Source organism: Kitasatospora sp. NPDC003701 (assembly GCF_053587085.1).
In genome coordinates this window covers 108,813-135,809 of the sequence record NZ_JBSFNM010000004.1, presented here as the reverse complement: position 1 = coordinate 135,809, position 26,997 = coordinate 108,813, and the positions used below count along the sequence as shown (strand labels likewise).

Here is a 26,997-nt window from a genome sequence, read left to right as displayed (position 1 = left end):
GTCCGTTCCCCGGTCGAACGCCGGAGCTACCCGGCCTCCTCGAAGCGGACCGCCCCGCCCCCGCCGGCGAAGGCCAGCACCCGCTCGGCCTCCGACTCCGCCGCCCGCCGGTCGCCCCGGCCCAGCGCCGCGAACGGGCGCAGCAGCACCGCACGCCCGCCGGTCCGCTCCTCGGTCAGCTGCCAGCTCCCGGCGACCAGGCCGTCGACCAGCAGGGCGCCGAGCACGAGCCCGTTCTGCGTCATCACCCGCGGCCGGTACTCCTCGGGGAGCACCCGGGTGCGGTCGGCGTGCGAGAGCAGCAGGTTGTCGAAGGGGGCCAGCAGCCGGACGGGCGCGGGGACGGCCGGGTCGGGCCGGGGCGCCTGCGGCAGGTCGTACAGCAGCCGGCCGTGCTCGTCGCGGAAGGTGACCAGCTCCGGCGCGAGCCGCTCCAGCACGGCGCCGAGCCGGCTGAGGCCGCACCACTTCTGCAGGTCGGCGACGGTCGCCGGGCCGAAGGCGGCGAGGTAGCGCAGGGCCAGCCCGTCGAGCGAGGGCGCCCCGTCCAGCGGGCGGCCCAGCCAGGACTCGGCGGTGGTGTGCGCCGCGGCCCCGCTCCGGCCCCAGACACCGCGCGGCGGCACCTGGACGAGCGGCAGCAGGCAGCGCGCGGCCTGGGCCAGGGCGGCCGGGTCGCGGTCGGGGCGGGTCCCGGCGAGCAGCGCGCCGAGTCGCTGGAAGGTGAGCGGCCGCTCCTCCAGCAGGGCCCGGGCCTCGTCGGCGAGCGCGGGGAGGTCCACCCCGGCCAGTCGCTTGCCGTAGGCGGCGCGCAGGCCCTGGTCGAGCACCGGCTGGACGAGCGGGCGCAGCGTCAGGCAGTCGTCCGCCGTCACCAGGTGGATGGTGCCGCGGTGCAGGGCGATCCGCACCGCCTCGCGCTGCTCGATCAGCGCGCTGAGCCGGTCCGGGGTGAACCCCTCCAGCCGGCTGAGCAGCCCGAGGTAGGGCGGCTGCGGCACCGCCTGGGCCTGGAGCCCGCCGAGGTGGCGGACCATCGCGGCCGGGGTCATGGCGCTGCGGGCGAGCAGGTGCTGACGGGCCAGCAGGGCGCGGCCGAGCGCGCGGGTGCCCAGGACGGGCGGTTCGGTCATCGACGGCCGTCCAGCACCGAGCGCAGCACGCCGATCCGGTTGGTGGTGATCGAGTCCACCCCGGCGGCGCGCAGCCGGCGCATGGTGCGGCGCAGGTCGGCGGTCCAGGTGGAGACGGCGAGGCCCGCGTCGTGGGCGGCGGCGGTGAACTCGGGGGTGGCCAGGCCGAACGGCGGGTTGAGGAAGCGCGGGCGCAGGTCGTCCAGCAGGGCGCGGGCGGGCAGCCGCGGCTGCTTCCAGGTCAGCGCGATCTCGGCGTCCGGGGCGAGGGCGCGGACGGCGAGCATCGCGGTGGCGGGCCCGCAGAAGGCGACGCGGTGCTCGACGCCGAGACCGGTGACGGCCGCCCAGGTGGCGGCGGCGGGGTGCGGGTCGTCCAGGTCGATCAGCAGCCGGGCGGTGGGGGTGGCGGCCGCGGCCTTGGCCGCCTCGGCGAGCGTGGGCACGGCGAGGGCTCCGTCGCGCACCTCGTCGAGCTGGTCGAGGGTCACCCGGCGCAGCGGGCGCGGGTCGCCCCAGAGGCGTTCGAGGGTCTCGTCGTGCAGCAGGACGGGCACGCCGTCGCGGGTGAGCCGGACGTCGACCTCCACCGCGTCGGCGCCGGCGGCCAGCGCGGACTCGACCGAGGGCAGGGTGTTCTCGCGGTACCGGTAGGGGTCGCCGCGGTGGGCGACGGCGAGCACCGGACGGCGGGCGGCGTTCGAGCCGGCAGTGGCATTCATCGGGGCACTCATCGGATCAGCCCCGCGAGCCACGGGGACAGCTGGTAGTAGGTGACGGCCTCGCGGTAGCTCGCCTCGCCGGGCACGGTGACGATCAGCGTGCAGGACGGCGGGAAGGTCCGCTGCCGCACGTGGACGAGCCCGCTCCAGACCGCGTCGAGGAAGGCGGGCACGCTGTCGCGCGGCACGTCGAAGGCGATGCCGTCGACGGCGACCACCGCCTCGTCGTGGACGAAGAGGCGGACGGTGATCTCGGGGCGGCTGCCGATCTCCAGCAGCGCCTCGTGGGGTATCGCGTCGAGCCCGTCGCCCGTGTCGTGGCCGCCGACCGTCCCGGCGAAGGTCTGGTCGCGGCCGATGTCGTGGGTGGCGCGCACCTCGCGGCCGTGCCGGGCGGCCATCGCCTCGACGGCGAACACGGCGCTCTGGGTGGACGGCAGCGGCGGGTGGGGCATCGGGTGGCGGTCCTCTCGTCGGCGGGTTCTGGAGGTCTGTGCGTGGCGGTGCGGCCCGGGCCCCGGAGGGCGCCGGAGCGCGGCTCAGCCGGTCAACGCAGTTCGACCATCACATTGGTCGACTTGATGACGGCCGTCGCGGGCGCGCCGGCCACCAGCTTGAGCTCCTCCGCCGACTCCCGGCTGATCAGCGAGACCACCCGGAACGGCCCGGCCTGGATCTCCACCTGCGCCGCCACGTCACCGAGCACCACATCGGTGACGATGCCGGGGAACCGGTTGCGGGCCGAGGACGGCCGCCCCTCGGCCTCGGCGTTCTCGGGGCGGGCGAGCTCCCGGGCGAAGGCGGCCAGTTGGGCGCCGGGGATGATCCGGTGGCCGTGCTCGTCCCGCTCGGCGGCGACCCGGCCGGCGTCCACCCAGCGCCGCATGGTGTCGGCGCTCACGCCGAGCATCGCCGCGGCCTCGCCGATCCGGTACGGGTTGACCGGCGCGTCGGACTGGCCCATGTGCGACTCCTGACGGTGGTTCGGTTCACGTTCGGTATCACGTTCGGCATGACGTCCGGTCTCCCGGAGGGTGACGGCGGCGCTGGTCCGGCCGTCCCCGCCATCCTGCCGTACCGGCCGCCCGCCGGGCGAAGCGGAGCCCCGGGAAGGCGCGGGGGCGTTGCCGTGCGCCTACGGTTCGCCGAAGAGGTCCCGCCGGACGGCGTCGCCGGCGGTGAGGACGGCGCCGGCGAGCACCGCGCCGCCACCCGCCGTGCCGGCCCGGACTTCGGTGCGCAGCGGGGAGAGTCCGGCGAGGCGGCGTTCGACCCGGCCGGCCAGTTCGGCGCCGCCGGCCCGGCCGATCTCGCCGCCGAGGACGACGCAGCCCGGGTCGAGCACCACGCAGACGGCCGAGGCGCCGACCGCGATCCGCTCGGCCAGCTCGTCCAGGAACGGCCCGCCCGCCTGCCCCTCGGCGCAGGCGCCGAGTGCGGTCCGGACGACGGCCTCGGCGGCCGCGGCGTCGTCGGCCGGGTCGGCGGGCAGGCCGTGGGCGCGGGCGAGGTCGCAGACGGCGGCGCTGCCGACCAGTCCGTGGAAGCCGCCCTCGCTCTCGGTGGCGCTGGGCAGGCCGGCGGTGCCGGGGACGGGCAGGAAGCAGATCTCGCCGGTGCCGCCGGAGGCGCCGCGGCGCAGCCGGCCGTCGAGGATCACGGCGGCGCCGACGCTGTGGCCGAGCCAGATCAGCACGAAGGTGTGCCGGCCCCGGGCCGCGCCGATCCGGTACTCGGCGCGGCCGGCCAGGTTGACCTCGTTCTCCAGGATCACGTCGGTGCCGGGCATCGCTTCGAGGGCGGCGAGGAGTTCGGCGTGCCAGCCGGGCAGTGCGCCGGTGCTGTAGAGGCGGCCGGTGGCGGGGGCGACCAGTCCGGGGGCGCCGACGGCGACGGTGTGCAGCCGCTCGACGCCGGCCCGGTTCGCGGTGTCGCGCAGGGTGCGGACGATCCGGTGCGCCGTGTCGGCGTCGCCCCGGCCCTCGACCGCCAGCTCCGCGGTGGCCAGGGTGTGCCCGGCGAGGTCGGCGACGACCAGGCTGACGCCGCCCGAGCGGACGTCGACGGCGGCGAGGTGGGCGCGCGAGGCGACCAGGGCGTACAGCCTGGCGTTGGGGCCGCGGCGCTGTTCGCCGCGTTCGCCGACCATGGCCACCAGGCCGCTCCGCTGCAGGCGTTCCAGCAGGTCGGCGACGGTGGGCCGGGAGAGTCCGGTGAGGTCGCGGAGCTCGGTCGCGGTCAGTGGCCCCTGTTCGAGCAGCAGGTTGAGCGCCAGCCGGTCGTTGATCGCCCGGGCGGTGCTCGGCGTGGCCGTACGCACGGTGGTCATGGGCGTCATCTTTCCAGAGTGTTTCTATCAGGGTCCCTTCCTGATAATTTATCGAAGGATGCCGAGAGCGCACGAACCACGGCCGTGCGGGCATGTATCGACAGGAACCACCCACAGGGCACCGTCGCGCCGCGGCGCGGCCGGGAGGGAACACCGGATGACCGACAGCCTGACCACAGGACCACCCGACCGGCGGGGCGCCGACACCCTGGAGCGGCCGCGCCGGGCCAGGGCGAGCATCAGCCTGGTGTTCGCCGTGCACGGCGCCGTCAGCGGCAGCTTCGTCACCCGCATCCCCTGGATCCAGGACCGCCTGGACCTCTCCCCCGGCCAGCTCGGCCTGGCCCTGGTGATGCCCGCGATCGGCTCGTCCCTCGCGATGCCGCTCGCCGGCCGGTTCGTCCACCGCTACGGCGGGCGGGCCGCGGTGCGCGGACTGCTCTCGCTCTGGTGCCTGGCCCTGACCCTGCCCGCCCTCGCCCCCTCGCTGCCGCTGCTCTGCCTGGTCCTGCTCGGCTACGGCGCGACGGCCGGCATGGCGGACGTGGCGATGAACGCCCAGGGGGTGGAGATCGAGCAGCGCATGGGCCGCTCGATCATGTCCGGACTGCACGGGATGTGGAGCGCGGGCGGCCTGCTGGCCTCCGCCTTCGGCATCCTCGCCGCCCACCAGGACCTGGACGCCCGGCTCCAGCTCGCCGTCACCGCCCTGGTGCTGCTCGGCCTGGCGCAGCCGGTCTGCCGGGGCCTGCCCGACCTGCGGGCGGCCGAGGAGGACGAGGCCCCGCCGCGCTTCGCCCTGCCGCCGCGCAGTTCGCTCGTGATCGGACTGGTCGGCTTCTGCGCGGTGTTCGCCGAGGGCGCCTCGATGGACTGGAGCGGCGTCTACCTCAAGGACGTCACCGGCGCGTCGGCCACCGTGGCGGCCGCCTCGTACACCGCGTTCGCCCTCACCATGGCGGTCAGCCGGCTGGCGGGCGACGCCGCGATCCGCCGGCTCGGCGCCGTGCGGGCGACCAGGGCCAGCGGTGCGATCGCCACCGCGGGCGGCCTGCTGGTCGTCCTCGCCGACCGCCCGGCCCTGGCCATCGCGGGGTTCGCGCTGATCGGCATCGGGATCGCCGTCGTCGTCCCGCTCGCCTTCGCGGCCGCCGGCCGGATCGGCACCAACCCGAGCCAGGCGATCGCGGGCGTCGCGACCGTCACCTACACCTCGGGTCTGGTGGCGCCGGCCATCATCGGGGCCCTCGCCCAGGCCACCTCGCTCACCGTCTCGTTCGGCGTGGTCGCCGCGCTCACCTTCGCCCTGCTGCTGAGCGCGGGCGCCCTGCGCCGGGCCGAGCCGGACGCCGACCGCCCGGCGGACAACGGCCGGCCGGCCGGCGGGGAACAGCACGCCGACAAACCGGGCACACACCAACCGGGCATCGACAAGCACGGCACCGGGAATGTGATCGCACCGTCATCGAAATAGCCTTTCCAAAGAAATTCCCGTGCGATATGATTCCAGCTTGGAATTGAATTCCCCGCTAATATCACCGACTGCCGGGTGCGCCGAGCACCCGGCAGTTCCGTGACCAGTGGAGGAATTCCCCCGTGTGCTACGACGCCGACTCCGCACCCCCCGCCTTCACCCCCGCCGGCAGCACCGTGGCCGAGTCCGCCGACCTCACCGTCGCCTCGGGCGACGGGACGGAGTTCACCGCCTTCCTGGCCCGGCCCGCCCGTCCGACCGGACGGGGCGTGCTCGTCCTGCCGGACAACCGGGGACTTTCCGCTTTCTACCGCGAGACCGCCGTCCGGCTCGCCGAGCAGGGTCACCCGGCGCTCGCCCTCGACTATTTCGGGCGTACCGCCGGCGCCGCCCCGCGGGAGCGCGGGCCGGAATTCGGCGAGCTGCCGAATCTGCTGCCGCACCTGCTCGCCCTCACCCCGGAGGGCCTCGACGCCGACCTCACCGCCGCCATCGGCCGGCTGCGCGCGAGCGGCGCCGCCGAGGTCGTCGCCCTCGGGTTCTGCTTCGGCGGCCGGCAGGCGTTCCGCGCCGCCGCGCCGCGGTTCGGCCTGGCCGGCGCGGTCGGCTACTACGGCTACCCCGACGTCCTGAACGGCGCCCCCGGCCCCACCCAGCTCGCCCCCGGCCTGACCGCCCCCGTGCTCGCCTTCTGGGGCGGCGCCGACGAGCACATCCCGGCGGCGACGGTCGCGGCCTTCGACGCGGCGCTGACCGAAGCCGGCTGCCCACACGAGTTCACGACTTTTCCTCAGGCTCCGCACAACTTTTTCGAAGAGAGCGCTGTCGAACACTCCGTCGCGGCCAGGGCGTCCTGGCAGCGGCTGCTGGGCTTCCTGGCCGACCCGGACCTGCCCCGACCGGCCTGACCCCGGCGACCACCGTCATTCAGCGCACTCAGGGGGACCAATGACCACCCGAACCACCGCCGGGCGACGCGTCGCCTCCACCGCCGCCGTCGCCGCCCTCGCCCTCGGCAGCGCCCTGCTGGCCGCCGCTCCCGCGTCGGCGGCCTTCGTCTACAAGCCGATCGACATCGCCCAGAACGTCGAGGTCCGGGTGCAGTCCAGCGACAAGTGCCTGGAGGTCGCCGACTGGCGCACCGACGACGGCGCCCCGGTCCGCCAGTGGACCTGCACCGGCGGCGACAACCAGAAGTGGCGGTTCACCGACGGCTACGCCGTCAACGTCCACAGCGGCAAGTGCCTGGAGATCCCCGGCTACAGCACCGCCCCGGGCACCCCGGTCGGCCAGTGGACCTGCAACAAGGGCACCAACCAGCGCTGGGGGGTGGTCAACGCCGGCCAGGGCACCCTGGCCATCGTCAACTTCGACAGCGACCTCGTGCTCGACATCAGCGGCGGGGGCTTCGACAACGGCACCCCGGCGATCCAGTGGTACCCGACCGGCGTGTACAACCAGCGCTGGTCCTTCCGCCCGAACGTGGTCCTGTAGGGCCGACTCCCCGGCCGGGCTCCGGACCGCCGCCCGGCCACCGCTCCCGCCCCGGCGGGGGAGGCCCGCCTCCCCCGCCGGGGCTCGCCGGCAGGCCGCCGCGGCGGCCCCGGCCCACCCGAACCGAGGGGGACCTCATGACCGACCGCTCCGCCGTGGCACGACGCCTCGCCTCCGCCGCCGCCGTCCTCGCCCTCGCCACCGGGACGGCGCTCGCCGCGCCCGCCGCACCGGCCCGGGCCGCGACCTCCGCCCCGTTCGCGATCGGGAACCTCGCCGGCTACACCTGCCTGGAGGTCGCCGACTGGCGCACCGACGACGGCGCCCCGGTCCGCCAGTGGACCTGCACCGGCGGCGACAACCAGAAGTGGGTCTGGACCGACGCCGACCAGCTGGTCAACGTCCACAGCGGCAAGTGCCTGGAGATCCCCGGCTACAGCACCACCCCGGGCACCCGGGCGGGCCAGTGGACCTGCAACGGCGGCCTCAACCAGGCGTGGAGCGACGCGAGCCGCCTGCACAGCGGGCTCCGCCACCTCGTCAACCTCCACAGCGGCGGCTACCTCGACGTGGCCGGCGCCAGTACCGCCGACGGCGCGCCGGTGATCCAGTGGGACCTCAACGGGGGGTACAACCAGGTCTGGTACTACTCGCCGTTCCCGCCCGGACCGCACAACTGACCGCCCCTCCGCACCCGCTCGGCCACCCGACTCCAAGGGGACCCGCATGACCGCACACCGCACCTCGCCGGCCGGACGCCTGGGCTCCGTCGCCGCCGCGCTCGCCGTCACCGGCGTGCTCGCCGTGGTGGCGCCGACCTCGGCGCAGGCCGCGACGACCATCCCGTTCGAGATCCGCAGCGCCCTCACCAACAAGTGCCTGGAGGTCGCCGACTGGCGCACCGACAACGGCGCCCCGGTCCGCCAGTGGACCTGCACCGGCGGCGACAACCAGAAATGGGTCTGGACCGACCCCGACCAGCTGGTCAACGTCCACAGCGGCAAGTGCCTGGAGATCCCCGGCTACAGCACCACCTGGGGCACCCAGGCGGGCCAGTGGACCTGCAACGGCGGCCTCAACCAGGCCTGGTCGGAGACCGTCGTCCACCACAGCGGGATCCGCACGGTGAACAACCGCAACAGCGACCTCGTCCTGGACCTCACCGGCTCCAGCAGCGCCGACGGCACCCCGGTCACCCAGTGGGGGCGCAACAGCGGCCTGAACCAGGCCTGGCTCTACTCCCCCTGGCCGCCCGGCCCGCACGGCTGAGCCCGAACCGCCACCGCCGGCCCGGCAGCGCCCCGGCGGTCCGGCGGTCCGGCGGTCCGTCCGCCGCCGGGCCCCGAGGTGAACCCGCCGCCCCGGCCACCGGGCCGCACGGTTAGGCTCGGGCGGTGCCCGCACCCGCACCCACCGAGCCGACCGCACCGCCCGCAGCCCCGCCGCAGCCCGGGCCGACCGCGACCGGGCCCACACCCGGGCCCGCCGCCGACGGCCCGCGCACGCCCTGGCCGCGCTCGCCGTGGCCCCGGTTCGCCCTGCTGGTGGTGATCCTCGCCGCGGCGGCCGGCTCGCTGCTGCTCTGGAGCCCGTCGGCGCTGCTCACCGGCGGGCTCCCGGCCGGGGTGCCGGGGTACTGGCTGGCACCCGCGTTCACCGCGGTCTACGCCCTGGGCACGCTCGCCTTCGTGCCCCGCCCGGCGCTGAACGCGGCGGCGGGGCTGCTGCTCGGCATCCAGCAGGGCGTCCTGCTGGCCGTGCTCGGCACCACCCTGGGCGCGGCGGCCGCCTTCGCGCTGGGCCGGCTGCTCGGCCGCGACGCGCTCCGCCCCTATCTGCGCGGGCGCCTGCTGACCGCGCTCGACAAGCGGTTCACCGAGCAGGGGTTCCGCAGCGTGCTGCTGCTGCGCCTGCTGCCCGGGCTGCCGTTCCAGGCCGGCAACTACGGCGCCGCGTTCTCCGGCGTGCGGTTCCTGCCGTTCCTGACCGCCACCGCGATCGGGGTGGTACCGACCACGGCGATCTACGTCACGGCGGCGGCCAGCGCCGGGGAGCCGGGCTCGGCGGCGTTCCTGGTGTCGGCCGGCGCGATCGCCGCCCTGGGCGCGGGCAGCCTGGTCTCCCTCTGGCGGGCCGCCGCCCGCCGCCGCCGCGCCCCGCAGGCCTGAGCGCACGGCGCGGACCGCTACGCACGGCGCAGGCCTGAGCGCGCGGCGCGGGCCTGAGCCCGCGACGCGCCAACCGACTATTCGGTCGCCCTCGCCCCACCGTCTGCGCCAGGATGGCCGCCATGACCAACGACCTGACGCCCGCCGTCGACCGACCCGAGCCCCCGATGGCCGCGAGCGAGACGGTGATGCTCACCGCATGGCTGGACTTCCACCGCGCCACCCTCGCCCGCAAGTGCGAGGGGCTGACCGCCGACCAGTTGCGGCTGCGCTCCGTCCCGCCGTCCTCGCTCTCGCTGCTCGGCCTGGTCCGGCACCTGGCGGAGGTGGAGCGCTACTGGTTCCGGATCGTCCTGCTCGGCGAGGAGCCGGGGCCCGCCGGCCTCTACTGGTCCGCGGAGCACCCGGACGGCGACTTCGACCTGCTCGACGCCGCCGACGCCGAGGCGGACTTCGCCACCTGGCAGACGCAGATCGCGGCCGCCCGGGCGGCCTGCGAGGGCCTGTCGCTCGACACGGTCGGCAAGCGCCCGCGCGAGGGCCGGGAGGTGACGCTCCGCTGGATCCTGGTCCACATGATCGAGGAGTACGCCCGGCACAACGGTCACGCCGATCTTCTGCGCGAACTGGTCGACGGCGTCACCGGCGAGTGAAATCGTTCCCACATCGTTGACAGAAGGTCAATTGGGCGGTGACCACGACCGATATGGTCTACGCGCGCAACCAACCGCCGTTCCACTGCGTCGCAACTGTTGCCCGGGTTCGCCCGGGTTTCCGGCGCGGCACGACTCGGACGGGGGTCGCGAGCGGGCACGGGACCGGTGATCAGTGCGATACTCGGACAGTTCCGACGAGTGGATGACGTGTCAAAAGGACACGCGCACCGGGGGACCTGTACGGAACGAGGCAGGGAGGCGCGGCATGGGAGCACTTCGCGACGAGCACCACAACGGGTGGCTGATGCCCTCCGGGAACTACCCGGCCGCGGTGTACGACGACGAGTGGATCGAGCAGGAGACGGTACCGTCCTCCCCCGCTCCCACGAAGATCGTCTCCCTGCGGCCGACGGGCTTCGAGGCCGCGCGAACGGTCGGCGAGCACATCCGGGCGAGCATCCCGGTGGTCATGGATCTCACCGAGATGGACGAGGCCGAGGCCAAGCGCATGGTCGACTTCGCCTCCGGGCTGATCTTCGGCACCTGCGGCGGGATCGAGCGGATCGCCCGCCGGGTGTTCCTGCTCACGCCGGCGGACGTCGAGGTGATGGTGATCGACCGACCGCTGGACGAGACCGGGTTCTACAACCAGAGCTGACCGGCAGCACGCGACCGGGGACGGCACCGCCGTCCCCGGTTTTTTGCTGCCCCGCCGCTGCGGGCGGACCCCCGAACCGGCGGGCCCGCCCCACCGGCCACAGCAGGGCGCCGGTGGCTCAACTGAACCGTCCGAGGAAACTCTGAGACATCCATGTCTCATTTGACGTACACTTGCCGCATGGCCACCGACCGCGACTCCGTCCTCGAAGCCGCCGTGGGCGTGCTCTCCCGCCGCCCGACCGCCCATCTGGACGAGATCGCCCGCGCCGCGGGCATCAGCCGCGCCACCCTGCACCGGCTCTTCCCGGGCCGCGAGGCGCTGATCCGCGAGGTCGGCCTGCTCGGACTGCGCACCTTCGGCACCGCCCTGGACGCCGCCGCCATCGAGGACGGCGACGCGCACGCCGCGCTGCGCCGCCTGGTCGACCTGATCGTCCCGGACGCCGCGCTCTGCGCCTTCCTGGCCGGCGAGAACCAGCTGTACGACGACGAGGACATCAACGAGCTCTGGGACTCCCAGATCGCCCGGCTGCAGGCACTCTTCCTGCGTGGCCAGCAGCAGGGCGTGTTCCGCATCGAGCTCTCCGCCGGCTGGCTCAGCGAGGCCTTCTTCGACCTGGTGGCCGGCGTCGGCTGGGCCCTCCAGGACGGCCGGCTCGCTCCCCGGGACGCCGCCTTCTCACTCGCCGAGCTCTTCCTCGGCGGCGCGCTGCGACCGCCGCAGCCGCACTGAGCCCCCCACCCACAGCACCTCGGACCACAGGCCCTCGGAACAGCGGCCGGAAACCGATACCCATGAGCAGCACCGTCCTCGTCCGCCCCCGCCAGCGCTGGACCGGCCTCGCCGTCCTCGTCCTGGCCGTCACCCTGGTCGCCGTCGACGCGACCGTCCTGTCCCTCGCCATACCGTCGATCAGCGAGACGCTGCGCCCCAGCGGCACGCAGCTGCTCTGGATCGGCGACGCCTACTCCTTCGTGCTGGCCGGCCTGCTGGTCAGCATGGGTTCGCTGAGCGACCGGATCGGCCGCAAGAAGCTGCTGCTGGCCGGCTCCACCGCGTTCGGCGCCGCCTCGCTGCTGGCCGCCTACGCGCCCAGCGCCGGCTGGCTGATCCTGGCCCGCGCGCTGCTCGGCGTGGCCGGGGCGACCATCATGCCGTCCACCCTGTCGCTGATCCGCAGCCTCTTCCCGGACGACCGCGAGCGGGCCACCGCGATCGGCATCTGGGGCGCGGCCGCCACCGCCGGCGCCGCGCTCGGCCCGGTGGTCGGCGGGGTGCTGCTGGAGCACTTCTGGTGGGGCTCGGTGTTCCTGCTGAACATCCCGGTCCTGATCCTGCTGCTGGTCCTCGGCGCCTGGCTGCTGCCCGAGTCCAGGGACCCGAAGCCGGGGCGCTGGGACGTGCTGAGCGTGGTGCTCTCGCTGACCGGTGTGATCGGCGTGGTCTACGCGATCAAGGAGGCCGCCGCCCACGGCGTGGCGCGCTGGGACGTCCCGGTCGCGGCCGTGCTGGGCGCCGCCGCCCTGACCGTCTTCGTCCGCCGCCAGCTGCGGCTGCCCACCCCGCTGCTGGACGTCCGGCTCTTCTCCGACCGGCGCTTCACCGCGGCGGTGCTGGCCTCGCTCACCGCGCTGATCGGGCTCTCCGGCGTGGTCTTCGTGACCTCCCAGTACCTGCAGCTGGTGCGCGGCTACGAGCCGCTGAAGGCCGGCCTGGCCGAGCTGCCGGCCTTCGCCGGAGCCGTGGTCGGCGGTCTGCTGACCGCCCGGCTGGCGCGGCGGGCGGGCGCCCGGGCCACCCTGACGCTGGGTCTGCTGGCCATGGGCACCGGCATCGGGCTGCTCGGCTGGGTGCAGCAGGACTCCACCTACCTGGTGCTCGCCGCCGCCTTCCTGATCGTCGGCACCGCCGAGGGCGTGGTCTACACGCTCGGCGCCGACCTGGTGCTGAGCGCCGCGCCCGCCGACAAGGCCGGCGCCGCCTCGGCGGTCTCCGAGACCGCCTACGAGCTGGGGACGGCACTCGGCATCGCCCTGGTCGGCTCGGTGGTCGGCTCGCTCTACGCGGGCGGGCTGGCCGTGCCGGCCGGCGCGGACCAGGCCACCGCCGCCCAGGCGGGCGAGTCGCTCGGCGGCGCGGTCGAGGCCGCGCACGGCCTGCCGCAGACGCTGGCGGGGCCGCTGCTGGAGAGCGCCCGCGACTCCTTCGTGCACGGCATGAACGTCGCCGCGATCCTGGCCGGCGCGCTGCTGCTGGCCGCGTCCGCGCTCGCCTGGCGCCTGCTGCGGGGCCTGCCGAAGGCCGCCGGGGAGCAGGCGGAGCAGTCGCCGCACGCCGAGCAGCCGGACCGCGAGAAGGCGGCCGTCTAGGCCGTGTTTGCAAAGTCGCGTCGGGACTTTGCAAACACGGCCCGGCCCACCCGGCCCGGCACACGCGCGCGGGACCTCGCGCCCCTTCCCGGGGTGCGAGGTCCCGCGCGCGTGTGCGCTCAGACGATGCCGAACGGCAGCTCCAGCTCCGCCCAGACCACCTTGCCGTCCCTGGTCAGCCGGCTGCCCCAGCGCTGGGCCAGCTCGTTGACCAGGAACATCCCGCGCCCGCCCTCGTCCTGCTCGGCGAACGGGCGCAGCTGCGGCGTCTGGCCGCCGGTGTCGGCGACCTCCACGGTGAGCACCCGGTCGCGGAAGAGCCGCAGCCGGCGCGGGGCGTCGGCGTGCAGCAGGGCGTTCGTGACCAGCTCGCTGACCAGCAGTTCGGCGTAGTCGGAGAGCGCCGAGAGACCCCAGCCGTCCAGGGTCGCGCGGGTGAAGCGGCGGGCCGTGCCGGGCAGCCGGCCGCCGCCGGTGAGCGGGAGGGTGGCGATCCGGTCGGCGGGCAGCGGCAGCACCCGGGCCATGATCATCGCGATGTCGTCGTCGGTGCCGTCGGTGACCAGGGCGCCGAGGACGGCGTCGCAGTTCTCCTCCAGGGTGCGGCCGGGGCCGGAGAGCGTACGGGCGAGCAGGTCGATGCCGTCGTCGAGGTCGTGGCCGCGCCGTTCGACCAGGCCGTCGGTGTAGAGGGCGAGCATGCCGCCCTCGGGGAGGGTGAAGCCGATGGACTCGAAGGCCACGCCGCCCACCCCGAGCGGGACGCCGGGCGGGACGTCGATCCTGCGGGCGGTGCCGTCGGGGGCGACCGAGACCGGTGGCAGGTGGCCGGCCGAGGCGACCTGCACCGTCCGCTCCAGCGGGTCGTAGACGGCGCAGATGCAGGTGGCGAACTGGCCCTCGCCGATCCCCGAGGCGGTCTCGTCCAACCGGGTGAGCACCTGCTCGGGCGGCATGTCCAGGGTGGCGAGCGTCCGGGCGACGGTGCGCAGCTGGCCCATGGTGGCGGCGGCGCGGATGCCGTGGCCCATCACGTCGCCGACGACCAGCGCGACCCGGCCGCAGGACAGCGGGACGACGTCGAACCAGTCCCCGCCGACCTCGCTGGTCATGCTGCTGGGCAGGTAGCGGTAGGCGATCTCCAGGCCGAGCGTGCGGTGGATCTCCTGCGGCAGCAGGCTGCGCTGCAGGGTGAGCGCGGTCTCGCGCTCGCGCCGGTAGAGCCGGGCGTTGTCGATCGCGATGGCGGTGCGGGCGACCAGTTCCTCGGCGAGCGCGACATCGGCGTCGGTGAACGGTTCGGAGTTGCGCATCCGGATGAACTCGGAGCCGCCGAGCACCATGCCCCGGGCGGTCAGCGGCACCATCAGGTACGAGTGGATGCCGGCCTCCATGCCGGGCGCGACCCGCTCCTCGGTGGCGACCAGGCCGCGCAGGACGTCCTCGTCGACGCGGGCGCGCAGCAGCGGGCGGCCGCTGCGCAGGCACTGGGTGTAGCTGCGGTCGGGGGCGTACTCGGAGACCTCGCCGACGGTGTCGACGGCGAGTGCCAGGCCGGACTCGTAGGACTCGCCGACGGCGACGGCGCGCAGCTGGACGGAGCGGTCCTCGGGGATCGCGGTGGGCTCGGCGCCGCGCAGCACCGGCTCCAGCAGGTCGACGGTGGCGAAGTCGGCGAACCGGGGGACGACGGCCTCGATCAGCTCCTCGGCGGTGCGCTGGAGGTCGAGGGTGGTGCCGATCCGGGCGGTGGCCTCGGCGATGGTGGTGAGACGTTCCTGCGCGCGGGCGGCGCGGGCCTCGGCCTGGAACCGCTCGGTGACGTCGATGATGGAGGAACAGACGCCGAAGACCCGGCCGGTGGAGTCCTCCAGCCGGAAGTAGGAGGCGGACCAGGCGCGGTCGCGGCGCGGATCGCCGGGGACGCGGCCGTGCGAGCGGGCGTCGACCACGGGTCTGCCGGTGGTGAGCACCTGTCTCATGGTCTGTTCTATCTCGGAGCTGTTGATGCCGGGCAGGACGACGCTGATCCGGCGCCCGAGGTGCTCCTCGACGGGGACGCCGTTCATCCGGGCCAGCGCCCCGTTGAGCCGGACGTAGCGCAGGTCGGTGTCGTAGACGGCCATGCCGATCGGGGACTGGCCGAAGATGCCGTCGAGGACGGCGAGGTCCGCCTCGACCCGGTGCAGGGCCTGGGTGTCGGAGGCGGTGGCGAGCAGCAGCAGGGTGCCGCCGGGGCCGGCGATCGGGTAGGTGCGGAACTCCAGCTCGACGACGTGGCCGTCGCGGTGGCGGACCGGGAAGACGCCGGACCAGCCCTTGCCGCTCATGATGCGCTCGAACAGGGCGAACACCTCGGGGCGGTCGGTCCGGGCGGTGAGCAGCTGGGCGGCGTACCGGCCGACGGCCTCGTCGGCGGGGTAGCCGAGCAGCGCCTCGGCGTCCTCGCTCCAGTGCAGGATGAGGCCGTCCTCCTGGAGCAGCGCGGTGGCGAGCGGGACAAGGCGATGGCCGTCCAGGCGTACGGAGGCTCCACCCGGTGCGGGGCCGGCGGCGTCGGTCGCGTCCCATTCGTGTCCGTGCATGATCAGGCAGCACCCCGCGTTCGGCTCGTGCCCGGCCGGGCGGGGCCTCGCGGTCCGTGCCGGCCGGGGTTCTTCTCCAGACTGCACGGACATCGGCCGCCCGGCGACCCCTTGGTCAGAGGTTCCTCGGACGGGCCTGGTGTACGGGCGTCATGGGCGTACCGGCCGCAGCGTACCCTCCAGAAGGCTCGCCCACTGCCGGATCACTCCGGATCGTCTGGCGCTGTCGTCGGAGAGCAGGTTGGCCAGTCCGAGACCGCGTGCCATGTCGAGGGTCGCCTGCACCGTCTCGCGGACTCCGGGGCGGCTTTCGTCGGCGTCCAGGAACTCGACGGCGGCCCGGTGGGCCTCGCGGCCGACCCGGCCCTCGAGTGCGACGATCCGCGCACGCAGCGGTTCCTCGGTGGCGGCGGCGACCCACAGGTGGAGGGCGGCGCGGAACAGCGGGCCGGTGTAGAGCCGGACGATCATGTCGACGACGGCCACGGTGCGGTCCGGTCCGGCGGCCGGCAGCTCGTCCGCGTGGGCGCGGACGGCTGCCAGCCGCTCGGCGGTGACGTGTTCGACGGCCGCGGTGAAGAGGTCCTCGCGGGTGGGGAAGTGGTGCTGGGCGGCGCCCCGGGAGACGCCGGCGCGTTCGGCGACCACGGTGACGGTGGAACCGTTCCAGCCGACCTCGGCCAGGCAGTCGACGGCCGCCGCCAGCAGCCGCTGCCGGGTGGCGCGGCTGCGGTCCTGCTGGGGGGTGCGGGCGGCGGGGTGGGCGGTCATCGGCGGCGACTGGTCCTGTCCGTGCGGTGTCCGGGCGGGGTCGATCCTCGCAGATCCGCGGCCCGGCTCAGCGGGCGGCCTCACGGGCGCGCAGCTCCCGGCGCAGGATCTTGCCGGCGGCCGACTTGGGGACGGCGTCCAGGAACTCCACCGCGCGGACCTTCTTGTACGGGGCGACCCCGGCCGCCACGAAGGAGGTGACGTCCTGCTCGGTGAGCGCGCTGCCGGGGGTGCGGACCACGAAGGCCTTGGGGTACTCGGTGCCCTCCGCGTCCCGGACGCCGATCACCGCGGCGTCGGCGATCTGCGGGTGGGTGAGCAGCAGGGCCTCCAGCTCGGCGGGGGCGACCTGGTAGCCCTTGTACTTGATCAGCTCCTTGACCCGGTCGACGACGTAGAGGTAGCCGCGCTCGTCGACGTAGCCGACGTCGCCGGTGTGCAGCCAGCCGTCGGCGTCGACGGTGGCGGCGGTCTCGGAGGGGCGGCCGAGGTAGCCCTTCATCACCTGCGGGCCGCGGACCAGCAGCTCACCCGGCTCGCCCGGGCCGAGATCGGCGCCGCTGCCGTCCAGGGCGGCGACCCGCAGCTCGGTCGAGGGCACCATCCGGCCGACCGAGCCCGGCGGGGGGTCGGTCTCGGTCGGGGAGACGACGTGCGAGACCGGCGACAGCTCGGTCATGCCGTAGCCCTGGAGGATGTGCGGCAGGCCGAGCCGCCGGGCGCAGGCGTCGGCCAGTTCGGTGTCCAGCGGGGCGGCCGCGCAGAGCAGGTACTCCACCGAGGAGAGGTCGAAGCGGTCGACCACCGGGTGCCTGGCCAGGGCGAGGGCGATCGGCGGGGCCACGAACAGGGCCTGGACGCGCTGCTCCTCGATGGTGCGGCAGAACTGCTCCAGGTCGAAGCGCGGCAGGACGACGACGGTGGCGCCGCAGCGCAGCGGCTGGTTGAGCAGGGCGGTGAGGCCGTAGATGTGGAAGAAGGGGAGGACGGCGAGGATCCGCTCGCCCACCTCGGGCCGGTAGAGGGCGTCGGCCTGGGCGAGGTTGGTGGCGATCGAGCGGTGGGTGAGCATCACGCCCTTGGGCAGGCCGGTGGTCCCGCTGGAGTAGGCGAGCACGGCGATGTCGGTACCGGGGTCGATCACGGGCTCGGGATCGGCGCCGCCGGAGGCGAGCAGGTCCGCCAGCGAGCGGTGGCCCTCGGCGCCGTCCAGCACGATGATCTCGGCGAGCGCCCGGCCCTCGGCGGCGAGCTTGTCGGCGGCCTGCCGGGCGGTGGCCAGGAACGGCGAGACGGTGATCAGCCAGCGGGCGCCGCTGTCGGCGAGCTGGCCGGCCAGCTCGCCGGGGGTGGCCATGGAGGAGACCGTGGTGACGGTGGCACCGGCCCGGGTGGCGCCGTAGAAGGCCATCGGGTAGGCGATCGTGTTGGGGCTGAACAGCGCCACCACGTCGCCCTGGCGCACTCCTGCCTCGGCCAGTCCGGCGGCTGCCCGGCGGACGGCCGTGGCGAGCCGCGCGTGGCTGACCGACTCCCCGGTGATCCCGTCGATCAGGGCCGGCCGGTCGCCGTACCGGGCGGCGGAGCCGAGCACCGCCTCATGGATCGGCAGATCGACGACGCCGACGTCGGGGAACTCGCTGTGGAACACCAAGGCGTGCCTCCAAATGGGTAGTTGACGCCCGGTCGGGTGGCCGGCGAGTGGTCCTGGCCCGCCGTTCGGCCGAGCTCGCGGACAAGGAGCATACGGACAGTGGCGGGGCGTTGCTCCATTGTGACGAAGGATCGTGGAATCCCGGGCGACCCGTTCGGCGCGCCCGGCGCGCGGACCGGCGGGGTGTGCCCCGGTCACCCGCCTCCGACCAGGGCGCACCCCGCCGGACGGCCCGGCGGGACTCGCCCGGACACCCGGGCCGGGCGGGCCCGCGCCTCGCACAGACGGTGGCCTTTCGCCACCGGCCTCGCGCGGGTGTTCGCCCGCGGCGCGCCCTGCCCGCGGCCGCGGTGCGTCAGTACGACTTGGGCAGCCCGAGGGTGTGCTGGGCCACGAAGTTGAGCACCATCTCCCGGCTGACCGGCGCGACCCGGCCGACCCGGGTGGCGGCGAGCAGGGCGCCGAGACCGTACTCCTGGGTGAGGCCGTTGCCGCCCAGGGTCTGGACGGCCTGGTCGACGGTGCGGGCGGCGGCCTCGCCGGCCGCGTACTTGGCCATGTTGGCGGCCTCGCCCGCGGCGAGGTCGTCGCCGCCGTCGTAGAGCAGGCCGGCCTTCTGGGTCATCAGCCGGGCGAGCTCGATCTCCACCGCGCACTGGGCGAGCGGGTGGGCCAGACCCTGGTGGGCCCCGATCGGGGTCGACCAGACCGTCCGGGACTTGGCGTACTCGACGGCCCGGCCGAGGGCCTGCCGGGCGAGGCCGAGCGAGAACGCGGCGGTCATGATCCGCTCGGGGTTGAGGCCGGCGAAGAGCTGCAGCAGTCCGGCGTTCTCGTCGCCGACCAGGGCCTCGGCGGGCAGTCGGACGTCGTCCAGGAAGACCTGGAACTGCTTCTCGGGGGCGACGAGTTCCATCGGGATCGGGTGGTACTCGAAGCCGGGGGTGTCGCGCGGGACGATGAAGAGGGCGGGCTTGAGCTTGCCGGTCCGGGCGTCCTCGGTGCGGGCGACGAACAGCACGGCATCGCTGTGGTCGATGCCGGAGACGAACACCTTGCGGCCGGTGAGCAGCCAGTCCTCGCCGTCGCGCCGGGCGATGGTGGAGATCCGGTGGGAGTTGGAGCCGGCGTCCGGTTCGGTGATGCCGAAGGCCATCCGCCGGGTGCCGTCGGCGAGCCCGGGCAGCCACTGCTGCTTCTGCTGCTCGGTGCCGAAGCGAGCGATCACCGTGCCGCAGATCGCCGGGGAGACGATCAGCAGCAGCAACGGGCAGCCGGCGGTGCCGAGTTCCTCCAGGACGATGGCGAGGTCGGTGATGCCGCCGCCCCCGCCGCCGTACTCGGCGGGCAGGTTGACCCCGAGGTAGCCGGCCTTGCCGGCCTCGGCCCAGAGCTCGTCGGCCGGCCGGCCGGCCCGGGCCTTGCCGAGGTAGTACGCGGAGCCGTAGCGGTTGCCGAGGTCGGCCACGGCGCGGCGCAGGTCCTGGCGTTCGGGGGTCTCGATCAGCGGGCTGCCGGGGGTGGTGGTGCGCGGTGCGGACATGCGGTTCGTCCTTCCGGGCGGGTACGGGAACGGGCGGGGTACGAGCGGCGGGCGGGGTACGAGCGGCGGGCGGGGTTCGGCGAGCGAGCGGCCTGCGTTCGGTGAGGAAGCAGGCGGGCGGGCGTTCGAGGGGCGGCGCGGCCTCAGGGGGCCGGCTGCACGACGGCGAGCAGGGCGCCGAGTTCGACCTGCTGGCCGGCGGCGGCGCGGAGTTCGGTGAGGACGCCGTCGGCGGGGGCGGTGACGCGGTGCTCCATCTTCATCGCCTCCAGCCAGAGCAGCGGCTGGCCGGCGGTGACGGTGTCGCCGACGACGGCCGCGGTGCGGACGACGGTGCCGGGCATCGGCGCGAGCAGGGCCCCCGGGTCGGTGTGGGCCGCCGGATCGGGGAAGCGCTCCACCGCGGTCAGCACGGTGGCACCGGCCGGGGTGTCCAGGTGGACCTGGTCCCCGTAGCGCGCGATGTCGTAGGCGCTCCGGACGCCGTCGGTGTCGAGGACCACCCGGGTGGGCGTCGCGGAGACGAGCGTGGTGCCCGGGTGGTCCTCGGCTGCGAGACCGGCACGGCCGAACCGGTAGCGGACCTCGTACACGGTGGCGTCGGCGGCGGCGTACCGCTTGGTCTGCGGCTGCGAGGGCAGGTTGCGCCAGCCGGAGGGCAGCGCCGCACCGCGGCGGCGCTCGGCGGCGTCGGCCAGCGCGGCGGCGAGGGCGGGCAGGGCGTCCCCGCCGGGGGCGGGGGCGAGGTCGGCGGCGTGCTCGGTCAGGAAGGCGGTGTGCACCCGGCCCGCCAGGAAGGCGGGGTGGCGCAGCGCCGCGACCAGCAGCCCCCGGTTGGTGACCGGCCCGTGGATGCGGGCGCGGGTGAGCGCGTCGGCGAGCCGGCGGGCCGCGGCGGCCCGGGTCGGCGCCCAGGCGACGACCTTGGCGAGCATCGGGTCGTAGTGCACGCCGATCGCGCTGCCGGCCTCGACACCGGAGTCCAGGCGCAGCCCGGTGTCGCCGTCGGCCGTGGTGAACTCGGCCGTGGTGCCCGGGATTTCGAGGCGGTGCAGGGTGCCGGTCTGCGGCTGCCAGTCGCGGGCCGGGTCCTCGGCGTAGAGCCGCGCCTCGATGGCGTGGCCGCGCGGGGCGGGCGGCTGCGGGCCGGGCAGCGGTTCGCCCTCGGCGACGCGCAGTTGGAGGGCGACCAGGTCGAGCCCGGTGACGCACTCGGTGACGGGGTGCTCGACCTGGAGGCGGGTGTTCATCTCCAGGAAGTGGAAGCGGCCGTCGGGGCCGAGCAGGAACTCGGCGGTGCCGGCGCCGGTGTAGCCGATCGCCCGGGCGGCGGCCACGGCGGCCGCGTGCAGGGCGGTGCGCAGCTCCGCGTCGAGGCCGGGGGCCGGGGCCTCCTCGACGACCTTCTGGTGGCGGCGCTGCAGCGAGCAGTCCCGCTCGCCGACCGCCCACACCGTGCCGTGGACGTCGGCGAGCAGCTGGACCTCGACGTGCCGGCCGGTGGGCAGGTAGCGCTCGCAGAACACCTCGTCCGAGCCGAAGCTCTTCGCCGCCTCGGCGCGGGCCTCGGCGAGGCGGGGCGCGAGTTCGTCCAGCCGGTGGACCACCCGCATGCCGCGCCCGCCGCCGCCCGCGGCGGCCTTCACCAGCAGCGGCAGGTCGGCCTCGACGGGGTCGGTGACGGCGTCCAGGACGGGGACGCCGGCGGCGGCCATCAGGCGCTTGGCGGCGGTCTTGGAGCCCATCGCGGCGATCGCGGCCGGGGGCGGGCCGATCCAGGTGAGGCCGGCGTCGAGCACCGCCCGGGCGAACTCCTCGTTCTCGGAGAGGAAGCCGTAACCGGGGTGGACGGCGTCGGCCCCGGCGGCCAGCGCGGCCTTGACGATCAGATCGCCGCGCAGGTAGGTGTCCGCGGGCGCCGCACCGGGCAGGCGCACGGCGGCGTCGGCCTCCCGGGTGTGCGGGGCGTCGGCGTCCGGGTCGGCGTACACGGCGGTGGTGGCGATACCGAGGCTCCGGCAGGTGCGGAAGACCCGGCGGGCGATCTCGCCCCGGTTGGCGACCAGCAGGTTGGTGATCACGTCGGTCCCTCTCAGAGTCGGATCACATGCGGAAGACGCCGTAGCCGCGCGCGCCCTCGACGGGCGCGTTGTGGATCGCGGAGAGGCAGAGGCCGAGCACGGTCCGGGTGTCGCGGGGATCGATCACCCCGTCGTCGTAGAGCCGGCCGGAGAGGAAGACGGGCAGCGACTCCGCCTCGATCTGCTGCTCGACCATTGCCCGGATCGCGGCGTCGGCGTCCTCGTCGTACGGCTGCCCCTTGGCCGCCGCGGACTGCCGGGCCACGATCGACAGCACACCGGCGAGCTGCTGCGGGCCCATCACCGCGGACTTGGCGCTCGGCCAGGTGAACAGGAACCGCGGGTCGTACGCCCGCCCGCACATGCCGTAGTGGCCGGCCCCGTAGGAGGCGCCCATCAGCACCGACAGGTGCGGCACCGTGGAGTTGGCGACGGCGTTGATCATCATCGCGCCGTGCTTGATGATGCCGCCCTGCTCGTAGTCCTTGCCGACCATGTAGCCGGTGGTGTTGTGCAGGAACAGCAGCGGGATGTCGCGCTGGTTGGCCAGCTGGATGAACTGCGCGGCCTTCTGCGACTCCGGGCTGAACAGCACGCCCTGCGCGTTGGCCAGGATGCCGACCGGGTAGCCGTGCAGCCGGGCCCAGCCGGTGGCGAGGCTGGTGCCGTAGAGCGGCTTGAACTCGTCGAAGTCCGAGCCGTCGACGATCCGGGCGATCACCTCGCGCGGGTCGAACGGGATCTTGAGGTCGCCGGGGACGATGCCGAGCAGCTCGTCCTCGGCGTACTTCGGCGGCTCGGCCAGCGGGTCGGCGCCGGGGCCCGGCCGGCGGTGGTTCAGCCGGGCGACGATCCGGCGGGCCAGCCGCAGCGCGTCCGGCTCGTCCACCGCGAAGTGGTCGGCCAGGCCGGAGGTGCGGGCGTGCATCTCGGCGCCGCCGAGCGACTCGTCGTCGGACTCCTCGCCGGTGGCCATCCTGACCAGCGGCGGACCGCCCAGGAAGACCTTGGCCCGCTCCTTCACCATCACGGTGTGGTCGGACATGCCCGGCACGTAGGCGCCGCCGGCCGTGGAGTTGCCGAACACCACGGCCACGGTGGGGATTCCGGCCGCGGAGAGCCGGGTGAGGTCGCGGAAGAGGGCGCCCCCGGGGATGAAGATCTCCTTCTGGCTGGGCAGGTCGGCGCCGCCGGACTCGACCAGGTTGACCAGCGGGAGGCGGTTGGTGAGGGCGATCTCGTTGGCGCGCAGGGCCTTGCGCAGCGTCCAGGGGTTGCTGGCCCCGCCGCGCACGGTGGGGTCGTTGGCGGTGATGACGCACTCGACGCCCTCGATCACGCCGATCCCGGTGACCAGCGCCGCGCCGACCGGGTAGTCGCTGCCCCAGGCCGCGAGCGGGGAGAGCTCCAGGAACGGCGAGTCCTGGTCGACCAGCAGTTCGATCCGCTCGCGCGGCAGCAACTTCCCCCGGCCGCGGTGCCGTTCGACGTACTTGGGGCCGCCGCCGGCCAGTGCCTTGGCGTGTTCGGCGTCCAGCTCGGTGAGCCTGGCGAGCATCGCGGCACGGTGCTCGGCGTAGTCGGCGCCGGCCGGGTCGAGGCGGGTGGGCAGGACGGTCACAGCAGCGCCTCCGGGATGTCGAGGTGGCGGGAGCGCAGCCACTCCCCCAGCGCCTTGGCCTGTGGGTCGAAGCGGTGCTGGGCGGCGACGCCCTCGCCGAGCAGGCCGGTGATGGTGAAGTTGACCGCGCGAAGGTGCGGGAGCAGCTGCCGGGTGATCGGCAACTCGGCAGTCTCCGGCAGGAGTTCGCGCAGCAGGTCGACGGTGAGGGTGTGCGCGAGCCAGCGCCAGCCGTCCGCGCCGCGGGCCCAGACGCCGAGGTTGGCGTCGCCGCCCTTGTCGCCGCTGCGGGCTCCGGCCACCCGGCCGAGCGGCGCCCGGACGGTCGGACCGGGCTCCGGCGGCGCCGGCAGCTCCGGGTCGGGGTGCGCGGACTCCGGGCCGGGGTGCGCAGGCTCCGGGCCGGGGTGCGCAGGCTCGGGGCCGGGGTGCGCAGGCTCCGGCAGTGGCCCGCCCGGCGCGGTGGCCGGCGCGGGCGGCACGACGACCCGCCGCCCGTCCGGCAGCACGGCGGTGTGCTCCACCGCCTTGGCGTCGACGTACGCGGCGGTGAACACCCCGTAGGGCGAGCCCGCCCCGGGCGGCGCGGTGAGGTGGAACCCGGGATAGCCGGCCAGCCCCAACTCCACCGCCACCCTGCCGAGTTCACGCCCGACCTTGGCCGGGTCGCGGTCCCGGGCGGTGAGCCGCAGCAGCGCGGAGGCGCTCTCCTCGGTGTCGGCGTCGGGGTGGTCCGTGCGGGCGAGGGTCCAGCGCAGTTCGGCGGGTCGGGCCTGCGGCGGCAGGGCGTCGGTCAACTGCCGCCGCACCAGGGCGGCCTTGGCCTCGATGTCCAGCCCGGTCAGGACGAACACCACCTCGTTGCGGTGGCCGCCGAGCCGGTTCAGCCCGACCTTGAGGGTCGGTGGCGGCGCCTCGCCGCGCACACCGTGGATCCGGACCCGGTCCGGCCCCTCCTGGGTGAGCCGCACGGTGTCCAGCCGGGCCGTGACGTCCGGTCCGAGGTAGCGCGCGTCGCCCGTCTCGTAGAGGAGCTGGGCGGTGACGGTACCGGTGGTGACGGCGCCGCCGGTGCCCGGGTGCTTGGTGATCACGCTGGAGCCGTCCGCCGCCAGCTCGGCGATCGGGAAGCCGGGCCGGGTGACGTCGTGCTCGCGGAAGAACGCGTAGTTGCCGCCGGTCGCCTGAGCGCCGCACTCCAGCACGTGCCCGGCCACCACGGCGCCGGCGAGCGCGTCCAAGTCCCCCGGGCCCCAGCCGAACCGGGCGATCGCCGGACCGGCGACCAGCGCCGCGTCGGTGACCCGGCCGGTGACGACCAGGTCGGCCCCGGCACTGAGGCACTCGGCGATGCCGAAGGCACCGAGGTAGGCATTGGCGGCCAGCAGGTCGTCGGGGAGGCCGAGTTCGGCCCGCCGGGGCAGCAGGTCGTCACCCTCGACATGGGCGACGGCGGGCGAGAGTCCCTGGCGTTCCGCCAGTTCGCGGATGGCGTCGGCGAGTCGGCCGGGGTTGAGCCCGCCGGCGTTGACCACGATCCGCACCCCGCGCTCCAGCGCCAGGCCGAGGCACTCCTCCATCTGCCGCAGGAACGTCCTCGCATAGCCGAGCGAGGGGTCCTTGAGCCGGTCCCGGGCCAGGATGAGCATGGTCAGCTCGGCCAGGTAGTCCCCGGTCAGAACGTCCAGCGGCCCACCCGTGAGCATCTCGCGGACCGCCGAGAAGCGGTCCCCGTAGAAGCCCGACGCGTTGCCGATCCGCAGTACCGAACGCGACCCCACAGGTGCGCCTCCCCTACCGGTGGCCCAACGCCTGCCACGCTTGCCGTCGGGCAGCAGCGTGGCACCGGGACGAAGAAAAAGCAATCATGCCTGCTTGTTTTGCTCCCGCGCCGCCCCCGGCAGCGAAGCGGCGGTGTGACCGGAGCCGTGGTCGGCGCCGGGAGGTCATCGACGGCGACCCGGCCGCCTCGCTACGCTGCGTGACGTGCAGCGGGACACGGTGGATGGAGCCCGGCCGGGCGTACGGGAGTCACCGGAGACGGGTCGCCGTCCGGACGAGGTCGGCGACGGCCCTGGACCGACTGTGCGGCGGCCAGGCGATCACGGTGGTGACCTGCGGCGCGTCCAGCACGGGCACGGCGGCCAGGTCACCGTGCAGTTGGGCTCGGCAGGACTCCGGTGAGACCGCGCAAGCACGGCCGAGCGCGACGAGCTGCAACAACTGCGCCTGGTCGCGGACCTGCGGGCCGGGGCCGGGCGGGTAGCTGCCGTCGGGTCCGGGCCAGCGTGGCAGGGGCAGGCCGGGCAACCCGGTGATGTCGGCCAGGTTCACATGGGTCCGGGCGGTGAGCGGATGCCCGGCCGGCAGGACCACCACCTGGCCCTCCGTACCGAGTTCTTCGGTGTGGAACCCGGCCGTCGAGTCGAACGGCCGGTGCAGCAGCGCCACGTCGGCCCGGCCCTCGCGCAGGAATCGTGCCTGCTCGGCCGGGCCGCACAGGATGACGTCGACGGGGACCGCGCCGGGTTCGGCGGCGTACGCGTCCAGCAGTCTCGCCAGCAGTTCGCGGGACGCGCTGGCCTTCGTGACCAGGACCAGGCCGGGGCGGCCGGTCGAGGGATGAGCGGCGCGGCGGGTCCGGCGCTCGGCCGCTTCGACCGCGTCGAGGGCCGCCCGGCCCTCGGCCAGCAGCACCGAGCCGGCTTCGGTCAGCGTGACGGTGCGGCTGGTCCGATCCAGCAGCGCTGCCCCGAGCCGGCGTTCGAGCTGCTGGATCGCCCGTGACAGCGGCGGCTGTGCGATCCCGAGCCGCTGCGCCGCGCGCCCGAAGTGCAACTCCTCGGCGACGGCGACGAAGTAGCGCAGTTCCCTGGTCTCCATCCGGCCACCGTACTCCGGATCAATACCTGGAAGGTATCGTCGTCCACCCGATCGGTCTTGGACCCCCGCCGGGGTCCGGGAGCAGCATGGTCCCCATGAGCGAACGAACGATCGCGCTGGTCACCGGCGCGAACAAGGGAATCGGCTACGAGATCGCCGCGGGCCTGGGCGCCCTCGGCTGGAGCATCGGCGTCGGCGCCCGCGACGAACAGCGCCGCAGGGCCGCGGTGGAGGGGCTGCGCGCGGCCGGCGTCGACGCGTTCGGCGTACCGCTGGACGTGACCGACGACGCGAGCGCGACCGCCGCCGCACGGCTGATCGAGGAACAGGCCGGGCGCCTCGACGTGCTCGTCAACAACGCCGCCATCAGCGGCAGCATGCCGCAGGAACCCACCCGCGTCGACCTCGCCACCATCCGGACGGTCGTGGAGACCAACGTCATCGGCGTCATCCGCGTCACCAACGCGATGATGCCGCTGCTGCGCCGCTCCGCCTCACCGCGGATCGTGAACATGTCCAGCAGCGTCGGCTCCCTCACCCGGCAGTCCGGAGCCGCCGGTGAGCTGACCGCAGGTCCAGTGGCCGTGGCGTACTCGCCGTCGAAGACCTTCCTCAACGCCGTCACCCTCCAGTACGCCCGGGAGCTGAGCGGCACGAACATCCTGATCAACGCCGGCTGCCCCGGCTACGTCGCGACCGACCTCAACGGCTTCCGGGGCGTGCGCACCCCCGAGCAGGGCGCGGCCATCGCCATCGAACTCGCGACCCTGCCCGACGACGGCCCGACCGGCCAGTTCTTCGACGACGCCGGCGTGGTGCCCTGGTGAACTGACGGCGGTTCACCCACGCGGCC

The 26,997-nt window shown here is 74.6% G+C and carries 24 protein-coding genes; 11 read left to right on the top strand and 13 right to left on the bottom strand.

Translation table 11 applies throughout. The features are described 5' to 3' along the window. Positions 1–26 precede the first annotated feature (26 nt). From ACWDRR_RS05715 to ACWDRR_RS05695, 5 genes are all read right to left on the bottom strand, one after another. Positions 27–1,133: a winged helix DNA-binding domain-containing protein gene (locus tag ACWDRR_RS05715; protein ID WP_449770909.1), complete on the bottom strand. Its 1,107-nt coding sequence runs from the start codon at positions 1,131–1,133 to the stop codon at positions 27–29. After that, positions 1,130–1,855: a glycerophosphodiester phosphodiesterase gene (locus ACWDRR_RS05710; protein ID WP_449770908.1), complete on the bottom strand. Its 726-nt coding sequence runs from the start codon at positions 1,853–1,855 to the stop codon at positions 1,130–1,132. The genes ACWDRR_RS05715 and ACWDRR_RS05710 overlap by 4 nt, the downstream gene beginning before the upstream one ends. A gap of 8 nt (positions 1,856–1,863) precedes the next feature. Continuing rightward, the gene (locus tag ACWDRR_RS05705; RefSeq protein ID WP_449770907.1) at positions 1,864–2,310 is read right to left on the bottom strand and encodes a hypothetical protein; all 447 of its coding nucleotides are present in this window, start codon (positions 2,308–2,310) and stop codon (positions 1,864–1,866) included. 92 nt (positions 2,311–2,402) lie between these two features. Then, on the bottom strand, positions 2,403–2,819 hold the full coding sequence (locus ACWDRR_RS05700; RefSeq protein WP_402388505.1) for a TOBE domain-containing protein: 417 nt from the start codon (positions 2,817–2,819) through the stop codon (positions 2,403–2,405). 171 nt (positions 2,820–2,990) lie between these two features. Beyond that, positions 2,991–4,184 carry an ROK family transcriptional regulator gene (locus tag ACWDRR_RS05695; RefSeq protein WP_449770906.1) on the bottom strand — a complete coding sequence of 398 codons (1,194 nt, stop codon included), beginning with the start codon at positions 4,182–4,184 and terminating at the stop codon, positions 2,991–2,993. A 157-nt stretch (positions 4,185–4,341) separates the two neighbouring features. On the opposite strand from ACWDRR_RS05695, the gene ACWDRR_RS05690 reads away from it, so the two are divergent. The 10 genes from ACWDRR_RS05690 to ACWDRR_RS05645 all read left to right on the top strand — a co-directional run bounded on the left by ACWDRR_RS05690 (position 4,342) and on the right by ACWDRR_RS05645 (position 13,006). Beyond that, on the top strand, positions 4,342–5,658 hold the full coding sequence (locus ACWDRR_RS05690; RefSeq protein WP_449770905.1) for an MFS transporter: 1,317 nt from the start codon (positions 4,342–4,344) through the stop codon (positions 5,656–5,658). A 122-nt stretch (positions 5,659–5,780) separates the two neighbouring features. Next, complete coding sequence (locus ACWDRR_RS05685) at positions 5,781–6,566, top strand: dienelactone hydrolase family protein (protein WP_449770904.1); 786 nt, start codon at positions 5,781–5,783, stop codon at positions 6,564–6,566. A gap of 40 nt (positions 6,567–6,606) precedes the next feature. Beyond that, complete coding sequence (locus ACWDRR_RS05680; protein ID WP_449770903.1) at positions 6,607–7,152, top strand: RICIN domain-containing protein; 546 nt, start codon at positions 6,607–6,609, stop codon at positions 7,150–7,152. Positions 7,153–7,289: 137 nt separating this feature from the next. Next, complete coding sequence (locus tag ACWDRR_RS05675) at positions 7,290–7,832, top strand: RICIN domain-containing protein (protein ID WP_449770902.1); 543 nt, start codon at positions 7,290–7,292, stop codon at positions 7,830–7,832. A gap of 46 nt (positions 7,833–7,878) precedes the next feature. After that, complete coding sequence (locus tag ACWDRR_RS05670; protein ID WP_449770901.1) at positions 7,879–8,421, top strand: RICIN domain-containing protein; 543 nt, start codon at positions 7,879–7,881, stop codon at positions 8,419–8,421. A 125-nt stretch (positions 8,422–8,546) separates the two neighbouring features. Beyond that, complete coding sequence (locus ACWDRR_RS05665; RefSeq protein ID WP_449770900.1) at positions 8,547–9,320, top strand: VTT domain-containing protein; 774 nt, start codon at positions 8,547–8,549, stop codon at positions 9,318–9,320. Between the two features lie 122 nt (positions 9,321–9,442). Continuing rightward, positions 9,443–9,973 (top strand): DinB family protein, encoded by a 531-nt coding sequence (locus ACWDRR_RS05660; protein WP_449770899.1) that lies wholly within the window; start codon positions 9,443–9,445, stop codon positions 9,971–9,973. A gap of 268 nt (positions 9,974–10,241) precedes the next feature. Continuing rightward, positions 10,242–10,634: a cell division protein SepF gene (locus ACWDRR_RS05655; protein WP_329486140.1), complete on the top strand. Its 393-nt coding sequence runs from the start codon at positions 10,242–10,244 to the stop codon at positions 10,632–10,634. A 180-nt stretch (positions 10,635–10,814) separates the two neighbouring features. Continuing rightward, positions 10,815–11,369, top strand: a complete 555-nt coding sequence (locus ACWDRR_RS05650) for a TetR/AcrR family transcriptional regulator (protein ID WP_449770898.1) — start codon at positions 10,815–10,817, stop codon at positions 11,367–11,369. A 62-nt stretch (positions 11,370–11,431) separates the two neighbouring features. Next, on the top strand, positions 11,432–13,006 hold the full coding sequence (locus ACWDRR_RS05645) for an MFS transporter (protein ID WP_449770897.1): 1,575 nt from the start codon (positions 11,432–11,434) through the stop codon (positions 13,004–13,006). Positions 13,007–13,125: 119 nt separating this feature from the next. Here ACWDRR_RS05645 and ACWDRR_RS05640 read toward each other — a convergent pair whose 3' ends face one another. The 8 genes from ACWDRR_RS05640 to ACWDRR_RS05605 form a co-directional block, all read right to left on the bottom strand. Then, positions 13,126–15,591, bottom strand: coding sequence for a SpoIIE family protein phosphatase (locus ACWDRR_RS05640; RefSeq protein ID WP_449770896.1), 2,466 nt, complete (start codon positions 15,589–15,591; stop codon positions 13,126–13,128). Positions 15,592–15,741: 150 nt separating this feature from the next. Beyond that, positions 15,742–16,362, bottom strand: coding sequence for a TetR/AcrR family transcriptional regulator (locus ACWDRR_RS05635; RefSeq protein WP_449770895.1), 621 nt, complete (start codon positions 16,360–16,362; stop codon positions 15,742–15,744). 67 nt (positions 16,363–16,429) lie between these two features. After that, the gene (locus ACWDRR_RS05630) at positions 16,430–18,016 is read right to left on the bottom strand and encodes a 4-coumarate--CoA ligase family protein (RefSeq protein ID WP_449770894.1); all 1,587 of its coding nucleotides are present in this window, start codon (positions 18,014–18,016) and stop codon (positions 16,430–16,432) included. A gap of 355 nt (positions 18,017–18,371) precedes the next feature. Further along, positions 18,372–19,559, bottom strand: coding sequence for an acyl-CoA dehydrogenase family protein (locus tag ACWDRR_RS05625; RefSeq protein ID WP_449770893.1), 1,188 nt, complete (start codon positions 19,557–19,559; stop codon positions 18,372–18,374). Between the two features lie 143 nt (positions 19,560–19,702). Further along, on the bottom strand, positions 19,703–21,640 hold the full coding sequence (locus ACWDRR_RS05620; protein WP_449770892.1) for an acetyl/propionyl/methylcrotonyl-CoA carboxylase subunit alpha: 1,938 nt from the start codon (positions 21,638–21,640) through the stop codon (positions 19,703–19,705). Between the two features lie 22 nt (positions 21,641–21,662). Continuing rightward, positions 21,663–23,261 carry an acyl-CoA carboxylase subunit beta gene (locus ACWDRR_RS05615; RefSeq protein ID WP_449770891.1) on the bottom strand — a complete coding sequence of 533 codons (1,599 nt, stop codon included), beginning with the start codon at positions 23,259–23,261 and terminating at the stop codon, positions 21,663–21,665. Then, positions 23,258–24,967, bottom strand: a complete 1,710-nt coding sequence (locus ACWDRR_RS05610; RefSeq protein WP_449771038.1) for an acyclic terpene utilization AtuA family protein — start codon at positions 24,965–24,967, stop codon at positions 23,258–23,260. The genes ACWDRR_RS05615 and ACWDRR_RS05610 overlap by 4 nt, the downstream gene beginning before the upstream one ends. 325 nt (positions 24,968–25,292) lie before the next feature. Further along, entirely contained in the window at positions 25,293–26,144 is an 852-nt protein-coding gene (locus tag ACWDRR_RS05605; protein ID WP_449770890.1) for a LysR family transcriptional regulator, read from the bottom strand. A gap of 95 nt (positions 26,145–26,239) precedes the next feature. Between ACWDRR_RS05605 and ACWDRR_RS05600 the strand changes: the two genes are divergently transcribed. After that, entirely contained in the window at positions 26,240–26,971 is a 732-nt protein-coding gene (locus tag ACWDRR_RS05600) for an SDR family oxidoreductase (protein ID WP_449770889.1), read from the top strand. The last annotated feature ends 26 nt before the right edge of the window (positions 26,972–26,997 follow it).